Origin of the sequence: Evansella vedderi, from assembly GCF_030813435.1 — a bacterium.
In the GTDB taxonomy this organism is placed as follows: domain Bacteria; phylum Bacillota; class Bacilli; order Bacillales; family Salisediminibacteriaceae; genus Evansella; species Evansella vedderi.
Window position 1 is genome coordinate 64,303 of sequence record NZ_JAUSUG010000002.1, and the last position, 16,633, is coordinate 80,935.

The 16,633-nt window shown below is 39.0% G+C and carries 11 protein-coding genes; 3 read left to right on the top strand and 8 right to left on the bottom strand.

The genetic code is table 11. The features are described 5' to 3' along the window. Window positions 1-2 precede the first annotated feature (2 nt). The 3 genes from J2S74_RS02765 to J2S74_RS02775 all read left to right on the top strand — a co-directional run bounded on the left by J2S74_RS02765 (window position 3) and on the right by J2S74_RS02775 (window position 3,335). Window positions 3-1,169, top strand: coding sequence for a Gfo/Idh/MocA family protein (locus tag J2S74_RS02765; RefSeq protein ID WP_307321555.1), 1,167 nt, complete (start codon window positions 3-5; stop codon window positions 1,167-1,169). 301 nt (window positions 1,170-1,470) lie between these two features. Next, window positions 1,471-2,196 (top strand): ThuA domain-containing protein, encoded by a 726-nt coding sequence (locus J2S74_RS02770; protein WP_307321557.1) that lies wholly within the window; start codon window positions 1,471-1,473, stop codon window positions 2,194-2,196. 26 nt (window positions 2,197-2,222) lie between these two features. Further along, window positions 2,223-3,335 (top strand): Gfo/Idh/MocA family protein, encoded by a 1,113-nt coding sequence (locus J2S74_RS02775; protein WP_307321560.1) that lies wholly within the window; start codon window positions 2,223-2,225, stop codon window positions 3,333-3,335. A 107-nt stretch (window positions 3,336-3,442) separates the two neighbouring features. On the opposite strand, the gene J2S74_RS02780 is transcribed toward J2S74_RS02775, so the two are convergent. The 8 genes from J2S74_RS02780 to J2S74_RS02815 form a co-directional block, all read right to left on the bottom strand. Continuing rightward, the gene (locus J2S74_RS02780; protein ID WP_307321563.1) at window positions 3,443-4,087 is read right to left on the bottom strand and encodes a YesL family protein; all 645 of its coding nucleotides are present in this window, start codon (window positions 4,085-4,087) and stop codon (window positions 3,443-3,445) included. A gap of 78 nt (window positions 4,088-4,165) precedes the next feature. Next, window positions 4,166-6,457, bottom strand: a complete 2,292-nt coding sequence (locus tag J2S74_RS02785; RefSeq protein ID WP_307321565.1) for a glycoside hydrolase family 95 protein — start codon at window positions 6,455-6,457, stop codon at window positions 4,166-4,168. A 216-nt stretch (window positions 6,458-6,673) separates the two neighbouring features. Further along, window positions 6,674-8,221 carry a glycoside hydrolase family 43 protein gene (locus J2S74_RS02790; RefSeq protein WP_307321567.1) on the bottom strand — a complete coding sequence of 516 codons (1,548 nt, stop codon included), beginning with the start codon at window positions 8,219-8,221 and terminating at the stop codon, window positions 6,674-6,676. A 460-nt stretch (window positions 8,222-8,681) separates the two neighbouring features. Beyond that, window positions 8,682-10,091: a family 43 glycosylhydrolase gene (locus tag J2S74_RS02795; RefSeq protein WP_307321569.1), complete on the bottom strand. Its 1,410-nt coding sequence runs from the start codon at window positions 10,089-10,091 to the stop codon at window positions 8,682-8,684. A gap of 39 nt (window positions 10,092-10,130) precedes the next feature. After that, complete coding sequence (locus tag J2S74_RS02800) at window positions 10,131-11,768, bottom strand: response regulator transcription factor (RefSeq protein WP_307321572.1); 1,638 nt, start codon at window positions 11,766-11,768, stop codon at window positions 10,131-10,133. After that, complete coding sequence (locus J2S74_RS02805; protein ID WP_307321573.1) at window positions 11,761-13,509, bottom strand: sensor histidine kinase; 1,749 nt, start codon at window positions 13,507-13,509, stop codon at window positions 11,761-11,763. The genes J2S74_RS02800 and J2S74_RS02805 overlap by 8 nt, the downstream gene beginning before the upstream one ends. 65 nt (window positions 13,510-13,574) lie before the next feature. Beyond that, complete coding sequence (locus tag J2S74_RS02810; protein ID WP_307321575.1) at window positions 13,575-15,260, bottom strand: extracellular solute-binding protein; 1,686 nt, start codon at window positions 15,258-15,260, stop codon at window positions 13,575-13,577. A 255-nt stretch (window positions 15,261-15,515) separates the two neighbouring features. Then, on the bottom strand, window positions 15,516-16,547 hold the full coding sequence (locus J2S74_RS02815) for a Gfo/Idh/MocA family protein (RefSeq protein ID WP_307321580.1): 1,032 nt from the start codon (window positions 16,545-16,547) through the stop codon (window positions 15,516-15,518). Between the last annotated feature and the right edge of the window lie 86 nt (window positions 16,548-16,633).

The following is a 16,633-nucleotide window of genomic DNA, read 5'->3' on the forward strand; positions in this document are numbered from 1 at the left end:
ATATGGAATCTATTAATATCGGAATGATTGGTTACAAGTTTATGGGGAAAGCACATAGCCACGCCTATCGTGACCTGCCTATGTTTTTCCCGAAGCACCTTCGCCCTGCAATGAAAGTTATTTGTGGACGTAATCCTGAAGGGGTAGCGGAGGCTGCATCTCAGTTTGGCTGGGAAGAATACACAACTGATTGGAAAGAACTGGTCAATCGCAATGACATTGATTTAATTGATATTAATGCACCAAGTGATGCCCATAAGGAGATTACTCTTGCTGCTGCAAAAGCTGGAAAACATATTTTTTGCGAAAAACCGTTAGCGCTTACATTAGAAGATTCCAGAGAAATGCTAGAAGCTGTGGAAGCTGCTGGCGTTAAACATATGGTTGGCTTTAACTATCGATTTACACCCGCAGTTATGTTAGCAAAAAAGCTAATTGATGAAGGTAGATTAGGAGATATTTATCATTTCCGTGCTTGGTTTTTACAAGATTGGATCATTGATCCTGATTTCCCCCTTGTTTGGAGACTACAAAAAGACATTGCAGGTTCCGGTTCACATGGGGATTTGGGAGCACATCTCATTGATATGGCCCACTACCTCATCGGGGATATTTCCGAGGTTATCGGTATGAATGAAACGTTTATTAAAGAACGCCCTCTACCTACGGAAATGACAGGATTATCCGCTACCGGAAGCAGTGATAAAGATGCGCCGAAAGGACCCGTTACTGTGGATGATGCTACGTTATTCATGGCCAAGTTTGCTAATGGTGCTTTGGGAAGCTTCGAAGCTACTCGATTTGCTACTGGACACCGAAGTACTAATTCCTTTGAAATTAACGGCAGCAAAGGAAGTGTTATTTTCGATTTTGAACGATTAAACGAACTACAGGTTTATTTTGTTGATGATAAGGAAGATGTACAAGGATTCCGGAGAGTTTTAGCAACGGATGCAGCACACGCTTATTCCGATGTATGGTGGCCAGCTGGACACACAATTGGCTATGAACATACCTTTATCCATGAAGTCGTGGAGTTGATGGAAGCATTCCGCGAGGACCGTCAGCCAGTTCCGAATTTCAAAGACGGGGTAAAATGTCAGCAAGTATTAGAGGCAGTCGACATGTCCATTGAAAAACGCCAATGGATCAAGGTGTCTGATTTATAAGCACATTCATAAGCAAAGCATAAGAGACTGTTATTTTCATAGTAGACCTCCATGCAAGTAAAAATTTGCACCATGGAGAATGAAACTTGTACATTGTCTCTCGAATCCGTAACAGGCGGACGCTTTCCGCGGGCAATGGCTCCGCTCGCCGCACGGTACCTATGAGAAAACCGCTCATAGCTACCTTTGTAAAGATTGCGGCGGCTTCGCTCATTGCTTCGGTGGCACAAAAGATAAAGTGCCATCTTTTGTGCCACCTATTTACAGGGTAGTCCATTAAAAAAAATTGGAGGAATTTATGATGTCTAAAAAAGCATTAATTGTATGGGGTGGCTGGGACGGACATGAACCAGAGCAGGTTGCAAATATTTACAAAGGAATTCTTGAGGAAGAAAACTTTGATGTAGAAGTTTCTAACTCCCTGGAATCATACGCAGATACAGAAAAACTATTAGGTTTAGATTTGATTGTTCCCCATTGGACTATGGGTGAAATCCCGAAGAAATACGTTCAAAATATTTCCGAAGCTATACAAAGTGGTGTGGGAATCGCAGGTTGCCACGGGGGAATGTGTGACTCTTTCCGAAATAACGTAGACTGGCAATTTATTACTGGTGGAAATTGGGTGGCTCACCCTGGAAACGATGGTGTAGAGTATATGGTTAACATTAAACATTCTTCAAGTCCGTTACTCGAAGGTATCAAAGACTTTAAGGTTTGCAGTGAACAATATTATTTACATGTTGATCCTGCAGTCGAAGTTCTTGCAACCACTCGTTTTCCTGTAGTACAAGGACCGCATTCCTACAACAAGGCAGTGGATATGCCTGTTGTCTGGACAAAACGCTGGGGATTAGGTCGTGTTTTCTATAGTTCTTTAGGACATGTGGCAAATATTGTAGCCATGCCAGAAGTAACGGAAATCATGCGTAGAGGCCTCTTATGGGCTGCAGAAGGAAAGGAATTATACTCTGGTTTATATACTGGTAAGCAAGGAACTTATACAGGTATGGGAGATAGTCAATAATTACTTCAATCAAACGGAGGAAATTTATGAGCATTGTAAAAGCAGGAATTGTTGGTTGCGGCAATATAAGTTCCATTTATTTTCAAAACTGCACTACATTTGATCATCTTGCTATTGTAGCTTGTGCAGATTTAGATCTCAGGAGAGCACAAACTCAAGGGAATAAATATAACATCCCGAAGGCTTGTACGGTGGATGAATTACTTCAAGATCAGGAAATTGACTTAGTAATAAACTTAACCATCCCTAAAGCTCATGCAGAGGTTTGTCTGAAAGCTTTAGAGGCCGGAAAGCATGTATACACAGAAAAACCTTTAGTAGTTACAATGGAAGAAGGGCAACAAATTTTAGAAAAGGCTAAAGAAAAGGGTCTTCTCGTAGGCAGCGCACCAGATACTTTTTTAGGAGCAGGCATCCAAACGGCTATCCAAGTAATTGAAAAGGGAGAAATCGGAACACCTATTGGGGCATCCGCCTTCATGATTGGACGTGGGCACGAACATTGGCATCCGGACCCTGCGTTTTATTATGATGTTGGAGGCGGTCCAATGTTTGATATGGGACCATATTATTTAACAGCACTTACTGCTCTGCTAGGTCCAATGATTCGCCTGTCAGGCTCTACTCGTATTAGCTACCCTGAAAGAACGATTTTAAGTCAGCCGAAAGCAGGAACAAAATTAGAAGTAAAAACACCAACCCATATTTCAGGCGTTATCGACTTTGCAAGTGGAGCTATAGGTACGATTACCACCAGCTTTGATGCCTTCGGTAGATCTTCACTTCCACCTATTGAAATTTATGGAAGTGAAGGAACTTTGCTTGTTCCTGATCCAAATACCTTCCACGGTCCAGTGAAAATCAGGAAGCGTGATGAGCACGAATTCGTTGAGGTGCCTTTAACCCATCATTATGATGAGAACAGCCGTGGGATCGGTGTAGCTGAAATGGCTGAAGCTATTATTTATGGAGAAAAGCATCGTGCGAGTGGGGAAATGGGCTACCACGTTTTAGAAGCAATGCATGGGTTCCATATTGCTTCTTCTACTGGAAGCCATTATCAAATGAAGAGCACTTGTCATAAGCCAGATCCGTTGCCAGCTGGGCATCGTTTTCCACACGTAGAAACTAAAATTTAAATAAAAAAAAGAAGGTAGTCCATAAAATAGGGAGGCCACTGAAAAAGGAAAGAACGCCTTTTTCAGTGGCCTCTAAAATAGGTTGACTCCTTCCTACCATAACTCAGTTAAGCACTTTCTACTTCCTTAGTACTCGTTTGTCTCTTAAGAGCTATTTTGTTGAATGCCCACATTGAAATAGACATAAAAAGAAGTGTAAATGCACTGCCCCCGAAAAATACTATCAGAGCTGGGAAGAAATCTAAAATTATAAATATTACTATGCTTCCGAATATCATAGTAAATGTAGCTAGGGGATTAATAATCATCAAAAACAACGAATTTCTTAAAGCAGTTAAAATATTAAATTGAAAATGTACATATACAGGAAAAATATAAAATAATGTTAGGATAAATAAGAAAATTAAAATTAAAGTTGGGTAGTATAAATAACCTATATTTGATGTAGATTCTTGTATAATACTAAAATTTAAGTACAAGATACCTCCAAATAAAAGGACTATGTATCCCAATATATTACTTTTAACGATTTCTTTTTTCAGAGCCGTCCAGAATGTTCGAAAAATAGGAATGTCCACTTCCCCAAGCACCAATTTACGCATTACCGTGAACATAGCCACTGTAGCAGGAAAAAATCCAAAAACAAATAAACCTAATATGGAAAAGAAGATCCATAGAATATTAACATAAGCTAATCTTGTAATCCATTCCGATATTTTAAATAGACCGCCCATTACTCCACTAAATTCCATAGAACGTCCCCTTTCTGAATTAACTAATTATATTAGTAAACTTTTTTTCTATCTATAAATTGAATAAATACCTTAGTTCTACTCAATATTAAATGTATAGGTTTCTCCTTGTTTTGTATTAATTAAATATAAATTATCCCCCTGTTTTTTAAGTTGTCCACTATATTTTTGTACTAAGTGTTCTGCATGATTTAATCTTAATGTACATTCGCCACCTATTAAAGACGAAATTGCTAGGTGATTCAGCTGATAGTTTTTCCATTTCATATTTATTTCAAAAGCCCCTCTCGCCTTAAGACCTTTCACACTTCCGTCTTTCCACGCTAAAGGGAGAGAAGGAAGTAAATGAATCTCATTTGCATGACTTTGAATTAACATCTCTGCAATTCCAGCTGTTCCACCGAAATTTCCATCTATCTGAAATGGCGGATGATTATCAAATAAATTAGGTAAGGTAGACGATTTTAATAATTCTAATAGATTTTGATAAGCCAACTCAGCTTCTTCTAACCTAGCCCACATATTGATAATCCAAGCACGACTCCAACCAGTATGACCACCACCATGCTTAAGCCTTTTTTCTAAGGTTATTTTAGCAGCCTTCGCCAAGTCAGGGGTCTTTCTTGGTAATATTTGCTTGCCAGGATGAAGGGCAAACAGATGTGAAATATGACGGTGACCTGGTTCTGCTTCATCATAATCTAAGTACCATTCTTGGATTTGTCCATGTTTACCAATTTTCGGTTTCGGTAGTCTTTCTCTTAATCTTTCCAATTTTTCTTGAAAACTATTATCCAAGTCTAATATTTTACTTGCATTAATACAATTGGTAAACAAAGCAAAAACAATTTGACTATCCATGGAAGGACCTTCACATAAACTTCCTTTATTTCCATTAGGTAAAATATAGGTGTTTTCAGGTGATACTGATAGTGCAGTAACAAGTTCACCATTTGGAGTCTCTACGAGATAATCAACCAAAAATAAAGCAGCCTCTTTCATTGTTTCATAAGATTTCCTTAAGAACTCAAGATCACCAGTATATTCAAAGTGCTCCCATAAGTGTAAACATAGCCAAGCTGCTCCTAAAGGCCAAATGGTTGCTGGAATAAATATGTCCTGAGGTGCTGTATCTCCCCAAATGTCAGTATTATGATGAGCAGTAAAACCACGACATCCATACATGACATCTGCTGTTTTCCTTCCTGGCTCTCGCATTCTTTCAATGTGTTCAAATAAAGGCTGGTGACATTCTGACAGATTACAAACCTCTGCTGGCCAATAGTTCATTTCCGTATTTATATTAATCGTATATTTACTGTCCCATGGAGGAAGCATACTAGCGTTCCATATACCTTGTAATGTTGCCGGTAGAGAATTTGGCCGACTGCATGCAATAAGTAAATAGCGACCGAAATGAAAATAGGTGCTCATTAAATCGGAGTCCTCTTCACCATTCATAACCAACTCCAATCGCCTATTCGTTGGTAATCCACATTTATCTCTTTCATAACCAAGCTCTAAGTCAACTCGGTTAAACAAAGTTTGATAATCTTTTAGGTGGGTTTTGAGTAAGTCATCATACGTCATTTCTGCTGCATGTACTATTGTCTCTAGACATTGAGTCTCAGGCTGTTCAAAGCGATAGGATGTTGCAGCAGTTAATAACAAAGTAACGACATCTGCCTCTTTGACAATCAGCCTATTTCCTATCGTCGTAACTTCTCCGTTTTCCGCTATTGCCTTGACCGCACTTCGAAAGCTAATCCCTTCTTCTCCTCCGGTCTTACCTCTCATAATAAGACTATCGGAGTTTACTGCTTCCATATTATCTAAATTCCTTGTATGACCTCGATCATAGTACATATGAAAGGAAATAGATCTTCCTTTAGAAGCTGTTAATCGAATAGCAATAACTTGATTAGGATAGCTGGCAAATATCTCTCGGTTATAAACAACATCATCACAAGTATATCGAACTTGTACTAAACCTTTTTTTAGATCTAGTTCTCTCTTATACTTGGAATACTCCTTTCCCTTATGATCAAAATATATGATTAGATCACCAAGTGGTTCATAGTGACGTTGGGATTCAGGGATTCCAGTAAATGCGAGGGAAGCTAGCTCTTCTGCCTCTTTGATTTTTCCTTTTGAAAGTAATTTCCTTACCTTTGATAAATTACTTCTTGCATCAGGGTTATTGCGATTCCTTGGTCCCCCATACCAAACAGACTCTTCATTAAGTTGCAGTCTTTCCTTATCAACTTGACCGAAGACCATTCCACCAAGTCTACCATTTCCAATAGGTAGAGCCTCGTTCCAATCTAAAGCTGGTTCCTCATACCAGAGTAACTTATTATTCCTATTCACCACTTTCACCTCTTTGAAGATAGTAAAACACTATCATCTGCTTGGAGGTCTCCTATATATCACAACCTCATAACAGTCTTGACAGCATATTTGCCATATACGAAAAAAGGCAAGCCCCACAGTGCCCAAAGGGTGGGAAAATTGCCTTCTTTCACTAACTACATCGATTCTTATGTTGTATGCAATTTCGTTATTAGATTCGATAAAAAACCCTTTTTATACCCCTGCATACTCAAACCAGTCAAAATAAGCTTTAGTATTGCTACTTTTACCATTAGAGCTTGCATATAGACCGATTTCCGTACCTACAAACCCTCCTGCAACATCCGTACTTAAAATTCTTCCATCTACATTTTCCATTAGTGTCTGGTAGTTAGTAGGGCTTATTCCAAAGTAGAAGCTATAATCTTGCCCCTGTGCCGTAACCTTTAAATATAATTTAGATGCATCTACCGGCAACTCCATTAAGACCTCTTCTTCTCCATTTGTACATTTGACTAGCTTAATTACTTTTTCATCCCCATTTTTTGAATAAACGAAGCTAAAGTTGTACTCATTGCTTTGAAGTAACACAATACCCGCTTCTTCATTGTCACTTAATGGTGTAAATTCCATGACAGTAGAAGCTGTAAAATCAATATGCTGTTGCCTACGTCCAACAAAGCTAGGGGTAACTAATTCCGTTATCTTTTCAGGTCTAAGCTTCAAACTTAGATGTCCTGGGCGTTCCACTAAGCTATAGAATTCTTCTTTTGGAGTACGTAAGAAGTTCCATTTATAATCGAGTTTTTCCTCGTCAAAATGGTCACATGCGGAAGGGATATGAGACTTTACTTCTGGTAAGTTTGGCATTGGATATGTCATTTCCAACTTACCAGTTCCTGGACTCATAATTGGCCATCCATCTTCCCACTTAACAGGAAGCAAGAAGGTTTCTCGTCCAAGATTACGATAATATCCTCCATAAATACGTGATGCCAACCCTATGGCCCACCATTCCCCATTTTGCGTTTCCACAAGATCACAATGTCCAACATTTACAATTGGATAATCTTTTCCTAAATGTCGGTGAGTAAGAATCGGGTTTCCTGGATTTCCTACATAGGGACCTGTCACATCTTTACTTCGTGCAATAGAAACAGCATGGTGATGCCCTGTTCCAGCTTCAGAAATCATTAAATAATAATAGTCATCAATTTTGTAGATATGAGGACCTTCAGGCCATATTACATCCCTCAATGCCCCTCTCCACAATCCTAGTGGCTCTCCTACGAGTTGTTTTGTTTCTAAATCAAGCTCTTGAATCCATACTTCCCAGTTGCCACTATACTTTTCCCCTTCAGGTGCTGGGCGTGTACCATGATAATAGACTTTTCCATCATCATCGAAGAATAAAGATGGGTCAATACCAGGTGCATTCAAATAATAGGGATCAGACCAAGGTCCTGCAGGGTCGGTTGCCGTAACAAAAAAGTTACCACCTTGCCCAACATTAGTTGTTATCATATAGAAAATGCCATCATTATAGCGAATGGTAGGTGCAAAGATGCCTCGTGATTGCCCTTGACCATCTAATGGCAGCTGAGATGGCCTATCTAATACATGTCCGATCTGCTCCCAATTCACTAAATCCTTACTATGAAAGATAGGTACACCAGGGAAATAGGCAAAGGAGGAAGTAACAAGATAGTAGTCCTCATTTACTCGACAGATGGATGGGTCTGGATAGAAACCTGGTAATATTGGATTTTGAAATACTTTCATACTGTTTACTCCTTCTTTTGTGTATTTAAATCAATTTTATAATTCACTTTAAAAAAATCAAACACTGAACGTTTTATGAGACAGGTAAATAATGCTTCTGGTACGATACATGTTCCATGAATTTGTTATGAAAAAAAGTAAAATTCTAACTGGTCTTCCATTTTGTTTTCAAAATAGAAAAGGAATGACATTTGGGGAGATACTCTTTTTTCATGCTTAAAAAGCCTAAGTATAAAAGAGCATAAATTAATGAAATTCATTCAGTTATAAAAAAAATTTAATTAAATTTGAAACATGAGACTAGTGTTCCTGACCCCCAGTCCGATAAATCTTTTAATATCTCTTAAACTGGGGTCAAGAAGATTTTCCCATTCACGTTACTAAAAAGAGTGTAACGCTTTCATATTTAGGGAACAACCTGTCGAATAGTTCCTAATTCACCCCTTATATTCTAGGTTTTTTATTCTAGTGAAAAAGAGGCTAGGCTGGCAGTGCCATTTCCTGTATAGGTAAAATACAGCGCCTGTACACCATCTGGGATTACTATGTCAGAAGCGTATTCCGTCCATACATTTGTAAAATCAACCGGTATCTTGGCTAGTGCTTCCCCATTCCATGAGGTCTTTACTTCAAAAGCACCACTGCAATATCCCCGAACCTTAATTTTGACTTTCTTTATTCCCTGACAGTCAAAATATTTAAATCCCGCCGTTGCAGAATCCTTCATATTGGAAATATAACCCGTTTCCTCATCGCCATCTTTACCATCTTGGGTGATCTTCGGAAATTGGCTGTCCATCCATAGCTCACCTGTATACACTGCTTCATCCTTACAGAACAGATTGCATGCCAAGTAAGCTGGATACTCTCCACGCCCCACAAGGGGTCCACCATTAGGACCACAAGAGGTCATCTCCACTTGTGGAATCGTACCATCCTCAAGAATTTCAATTCTCTCTATACATCCCTGTCGGCTAAAACTAGATCCATTCGTATGTCTATGATAAAAAATATACCATTTTCCATTTATTTCAATAATGCTACCGTGATTATTACCACCATAAAACATTGGTTTATCCGCTGGTTTGTAAGAATCAATATGAAGATCATTATTGCTCACAATAACTCCCTTATATTCAAAACCTTGTGTGGGATGTTTACTGGAAGCATAACAGAGTTCATGCATTACGATCGAGGAATAAATTAAATAATAGGTATCCCCTACCTTCCTCATTGATGGTGCTTCAAAAAACTCATGTCCCTCAAAACCACTACCTGCACTATAAGGCTCACTAGGTGCAATAAATACCGGTTCCTCCAAAATGGTAAGCATGTCCGGTCCGAGTACGGTTGCCATCGCACCTTTTCTCGATTTGTCACCTGCTGCACAAAAACCAGTATACAGATACGTTCTATCCCCTTCGGTCAGTAAACCAGGATCGAACTGCGGTTGGTCCCCGTCTCTTTCTCCCAAGCGCGTTCCATCTGAATAATGTACATATCCATAAAATTCGAATTTTCCTGCTGGTGTATCGCAAACGGCTACTGATACAACGGATACCTTATCTAGGACATAGTACAAATAATATCTTCCATCTGGTCCAACCGTAATATCAGGAGCATACAGGCACATATTACCAGCATGATTAAGTGGATCATCTGTTTTTCTATAAATCACACCTTCATACCGCCAATCTGCCAGATTATCCACTGGCGCGGACCAACATACATAATCATTTAAACAAAATACATGACCATTAAATCGGTCATGAGAGCCATATATATAGACTCTACCGTTAAAAACATAAGGTTCCGCATCGGGAATATACTCCCATGAAGGGAGGAAAGGATTCAGTCCTTGTTTCTCCATTATTTCTCACTCCATATCTATTCATTTCTCATATTAACTCTACTTGTTATTCTGAATTTGGAGAAGAGTATCGCGATACTCTTTTGGCGTCATTCCTGTAACTTTCTTAAAAAAACGAGTAAAGGAATGGGCTGCATTATAACCAACGGCAGCACTAACTTCCCGTATTTTTAAGTCTCCATCCAATAAAAGCTCTTTCGCTTTTCTTATGCGACATTTATCGATATACTCTGATAAATTAATTCCGCACTCCTGTTTAAAGAAATACGATAAGTAAGAGGGATTGAAGTAATGAATTTCTGCTAGTCGAACTAAGGATAAGTCCTCGTTTAAATGCGTCTCGATATATTGACAGATTCGATCTACTACACAAGTAGCTCTATCCCGTTCATCCGTTTGTTTTAACTTAAAGATCTCTTCTGTGATTCCTCTTAAATATTGGAATCCCTCTTTCATAGAAGTATGATCGTCCAAACGTAATAGCTTCTCACACTTATCAATTCTACTATGCCACCCTAATTTGTTAATGTAGGAATATAACACAATAGCTATAGAGAAATAAGTTTCTGTCATTTGCAGCGCATTACCATTCTGCGAATAATTCCCTAGTTGTTCCAACTCTTCAAGAAATTCCGCTGCCCTGTTTGTTTCAAGATGGGATGCCATGATTTCGATTTTATTACTAGTAACCATTCGTTCATGACTAGTACATTCACCTGTTTGTTCTGGGCAGTCGCGCAAAATAACTGGGATGCCATCTCCGATTTTTTGCAATTGCAGTTGGCGAAGCTGTTCATACTTTTTAGTTACTCTCTCCCATTCACAGCACTCACCGCTTACAGTAAATCCAATCGTTAAACCAAGAGAACTAAGGCATTCCTCTTGAATAATCTCTATGGTACCTTCCAAAAACTGCAATAAGTAATGATCTAATTTCTCCTTAGTATCCGAAAATGGTTGTATAAGCCACAAAATATCACCGAATTTATCTACGATTCCTATACTGTGTACTTTTCCTGAGAAATGAATATCCCAGGTGGCTCTGACAGATGAGAGAATCTCACTTTTTTCCGTATATGTCTTTCCTTTAGGATAAGTTAAACGTCCAAGGATCATTAGTACTCCCTTTGTCGGATCTAATGCTATATTTAACTTCTGGAATTCTTTAACTATTTCATTTTGGTTGGAGCAGATGACTTTACTATCCTGCAGCAAATGTCTCATGAAGTCACCTTGTGCCATAAATTCATAAGCATATATCTGTTCACGGGACTTTTCTACCAAAATACTCTCACTTTTTCTCTGTTCGATTTCACTCATTACTTCAGAAACGGTTTCCGTTACCTTATCGTACCCTTCCGTTTTCAACAAATATCTGACATGAGGCTGTTGAATTGCCTGATATGCATATTCGAAGTTACTATGTCCAGTTAGAAAAATTACTTTACATCTTGGCCAATAAGCTTGGATACTATCCATCAATTCCAACCCATTCATCCCAGGCATGGCAATATCGGTGAGAACGATGTCGATTCTTGTACGCATCATCCAATCTAAAGCTTCTTTACCGGAGTATGCTTTGCAGACATCCAACTGGTCCGGCATAAATCGACTGAATACCTCATACAAACCATCCGTTATAATTTCCTCATCGTCTACAATCAATAGTCTATACATCCGAATTCTCCTTTTCTAGCTTGATCCGTACCATAACTTTTAAACCATTCAGGGAACTTCTCGACAAGAATAACCCACTTTCTTCACCATAAGTCAATACAATCCTTCGGTGGATATTGATCATACCAGTCATTTCCTGAGTTTCATCCACATTAGCTATTCGCTGAGCTAGCTGATGAATCTCCTCATCACTCATGGTGTCTCCATTATCCTCTACAATTATCAAGGCCTCATTATCATGTATCTCAAACGTAACACGAAGCAAACCCTCGTCTACCTTTTTTTCGAGACTATGCTCATAAGCATTTTCGATGATAGGCTGTACAATCAAACGCGGTACCTTTATTCGTTCCATTTCCTTAGGCAATTCATCGAATTGAACAGTGATACGTCTAGAAAAACGTAAGTTTTGGATTTCCGTATACGTCCGAGCGTGTTTGATTTCATCCACTAGTAAGACATCGTTTTCTCCATTCCTTGTGATGAATCGAAAATATTCTCCAAGCATTTTCGTAAATAACTCGAGTCGCTCCGTATCTTCAATTTTCGCTAGCGAATTCAGTATAAAAAAGCTATTATACAGAAAATGAGGATTGATTTGAGACTGGAGCTGCTTCAGCTCTGCCTTTTGCATCATCATCTTATGCTTGTAATCCCGATCAATAAACATTTTTAATCGAATGAGCATTTTGTTGTAACGGTCGTATAAGAATCCGAATTCGTCTGTTTTCTCGTGTTCAATTGGGGTATCCAAGCGTCCCTTTTCCATCCTCTTAAAACCTTCAACTAGAAGTAGCAATGGTCTATGAACTAGCCTATAAGTCGAGTATGCATAAATTAATAGAGCGGTGATGGACGTAACAGCGAACACAATAGCCCAATTACTAAACTTATTTAGAGGCCTGCTAACCTCCTCTTCAGGTAAATAGGTAACAACAAAGAGCCCCAATTCTTCGGAATAAGCCTTGTCAATATGGTAGTTTTCATCTTCTACATCTATTAGATTTGTAATATCTATTGATCTATTGACAGCATTTTCATAGCTTTGTATAATACTAGTCGATTCCATACCAGCAGCTAATATTACCCCCATTTCTTCCGATATTAAGAACGTTCCACTATTTGGATACACGTTTAACGTATTCAGAGCAGTTTTTAGCTTTTCATTATCTAATTCAATCTGTACTACGGCAATAGATTCCTCGACATTATTTCTATCCATTATGGAAGTGCTAAGATTTAAAGTGTCTTCCTGCTTAATAAGTCGTCTTTCATTCCCTTGGATACCTGTGAGAATATACTCGTATTTTGCATAATCAAAATCTTGTACCGCATTACTAGCTGATATGGTTTTGTCTATGGAAATAATGTGTATAAAGATATCCTTAATATATGGGCTAGTGTTCTTAATCGAGGTCAGTCGATTCACCATATAGCTCATACTGGACTTCCTTTCCACATTATCCATTATACTCCAAGTTAGTGCCATTTTTTGTAATTCATTATCCTGCAAAATATCAAACTGTTGAATTTCCATCCATTGGATTTCTCGATTTAAATTATCTAAATAGGAGGTTAATTGCACTGAAGTATTTCTAGAGATTTCCTGGCTAGCATTGTTATAACTCCAATGATACAAATATATACCTAGCAAAATAATCGGAAGGATTACGGCAAGGTACATGATAAGGAGGCGTACCAATATAGTTTTTCGTAAAAAAAGAACAGGAATGTTAAACAACTAACTCCCTCCGTTGCTGCTTGATTCGGTAGTCTAGATGATAGAGTTTACCTAAAACAATTTATTTAATCCTCTATACGACCTCTTTCGGAATACCATTGATTGACTTCAACTGTAATTTGAGAGCCCCCCATTTGATTCCAATCATCCACAAACTTATCGAATTCCTCTATAGGACGTCCGAGTATAATGTTGACAAACGTTTCATGCATAAGATCATTCATTAGCGGTTTCATTTCAATCATTGTAGCCGTAGGAGCACCCACAAAGCGGTCGTACAATAATTGATTATTCTGAACGTATTGTTCCAATATAGCAAAAGCTCCCGAAGGTCCATAAGTTCGCTCCCATCCCCAACCCGATTCCTCATTTCTTAATAAATAGTTATCAATGTTCTTTTGGATGGCTTTTGCTTCAGGCTTTAATATAGAACTATCCCCTGTTTGACGTACCTTTTCAAGCTGACGATACGCTTCCAAATTTTTTAATGGTGGAAAAGGCGTTACAGGAGAAAGCTGCCACACAGGCTTTGGAGTACTATAGTATTTTTCATAATCAGCCGTTTCACCCCAGTTCTTCTCCAAGTGTAGATTGATCATTTTTATAATTGCTTCGGGGTGCTTATAACCCTCCCTTACAGCCAAGAACTGATGACCACCAAACTTTAACGGCACCTTCGCCAATTCTCCCGAGTCAGACACGATTGGGTAAGCTTGCCATTGCGCATCGGGATCAACATTGCGGTTGTTACCAGCTATAAAGGATCCCCATTGTTCTCCATAGAACATGCCTATTTTACCCTCTGCGATTTGTTCGATCACTTTGTTTCCCTCTGTAAACCCAAACTCGCTATCAAGTTGACCATTCCTATACATATATTGAAGCGCTTTCAAAGCTGCCTTTACTTCAGGTTGTATTCCCCCAAACACAAGTCCCCCAGAACCGTCCTCGATCCAAAGGGTTGGATAAGCATTATAGCCCGCCATGAAACCTAATAATCCCATAACAGGATCCCATAAGTAATGAGTAATCGCTAGTCCAAAGGTATCATTTTCTCCACTCTGATTTGGGTCACCCTCTGTAAACGCTTTTGAGATGGTCAATACATCGTCCATCGTTTTAGGTGGTTCTAACCCGAGCCGCTCCATCCAATCAGTACGAATCCAAATAAACTGTGCTCTCTCAATAGAAGATTCTATTTCGGGAATCCCCATCAACTTCCCACCGATAGTAGCGGATTCAAATGATCCAGCTCCTTCTTGATTAAAAATCTCCTTCGTAAATGGCGTAGCATATTCTTCATAAACTGTCGATAGGTCTTGGATCAAGCCTGCATTACTCAGCTCCCTCAACCGCTGTGAGTTTACTCTCACAACATCAGGCAGATTCCCGGAGGCAAGTGCTACAGCTAATTTTTGCTGATAGAAGTTCCCACTCGCTACCCAATCGTAATTGATTTCAACCCCCAACAACTGCTCATAAAGCTCGCTCCACCGATTATCTTCTAAAGTTTCATCCGGTAGCTCTTCTAGTAGATCCTCCAAAAAGGTATTTGTTTCCCTGATTAAGTGAATTTCGATTGGTGGGTCATACTTAGATAAGCCAGGGTGTTCATAAATACTACCCTCTTTTTCAAACTCGTCCAAATTTTGATGACCATTTTCCCTATTAGTCTTGTCACATGATGTTAAAGATAAAATGATAAGTGTTGGTATAATCAGAAAACTTAAATTATTTAATCTAAACATCATAAAACGTAACCCCTTTTCATATTAAGTATCTTAATATAGAGTATAATCATCAATTATCCTATCACTCTAAGAATTTTGCAACACACATTTCTTTAGATTATAACCATCTCTTTGCTATTCGGTGTATCTTGAAGCGAAAATCAACATTAAAGTTTAACAGAGCTAATTATAAAAGGGTATCATAACGACACCCCATAAATAAAAACATAAATTATCATTCTATCAATATAAGTTTAATCATAAGAGTTTCAATTCCTAGTAATAGTTACGAAGATCAACTTTCTTTCCTAATCTCGCACTATCAATCGAACCGTATACCATAGCCATGCTTTTGATATTATCTCGGCAGTCTGTCTCTGCCAACCTTCCCTTATCAAGGGATTCGAACATTTCGTCAAAGCAACCTTCATGCCCCTGCCTGTTGCTCGAATCAAGGGAAAATTCAATTCTTTCATAATCTTTGATAAATTGTCCACTCTGATCGCCATTGGCAACTACGTCACCATAAAGCTTGCTAGCTCCATCCCAAACTAGGGTACCTTTCTCCCCATTAATACGCCATTCAGCATCCCATGAAGTAGGTATTCCCTCTGAGCACCAGGAGCCACGATAGGCGAATACTTCTCCGTTTGACATCTCAAACGTACAGATTGCTGATGCATTACCTGTGTACCATGATCCCGGAGGGTTAAACTCGTGACAGTAAACAGAGATTGGATCCGAACCTGTCAAAAAACGGGCCTGGTCAAACGTATGAATGGCCATGTCCAATATTAATGGGCTGTCCATTACATCGCGGAAGCCACCGAAGTGAGGTCCGATAAAAAAATCAGCACCAATATATCCTACCTTGCCTATCTTTCCTTCCTTTATCTGATCACGAAGTGTTCGAATCGCTGCACTATATCGGCGATTTTGCATAACGGAATAGGAACGGCCCGTGCGCTCCGCAATAGCGATCAATTTACGTGCGTTTTCCATTGATTCACTCATTGGTTTCTCTCCAAACACATTGGCTCCCATCTCCATAGCCGTAGAACAAACGTGATAATGGCTAGACGGAATCGTAACATCGAACACCAGATTTGCCTTCGTCTCCCTCAACGCTTCGGATAGATCTGTATAAAGCCCACATTTCAACCCGAATCTAGTTGCTAAGGACTGAGCACTATCTAAATGGATTTCTACAAGACCGACAATGTTTACATCTTTCCGATCTAAGGCATCCTTCACCCACGTATTCGCCATACTACCACAGCCAACAACGACAATATTTTGTGTACCCATACACACTTCTCCTCCTAAAAAGAAAAGAATGGCCTGTAAAGCTAATTAGCTTTGGAGCCAAACTTTTTTTACTTACCTTCTAGAAG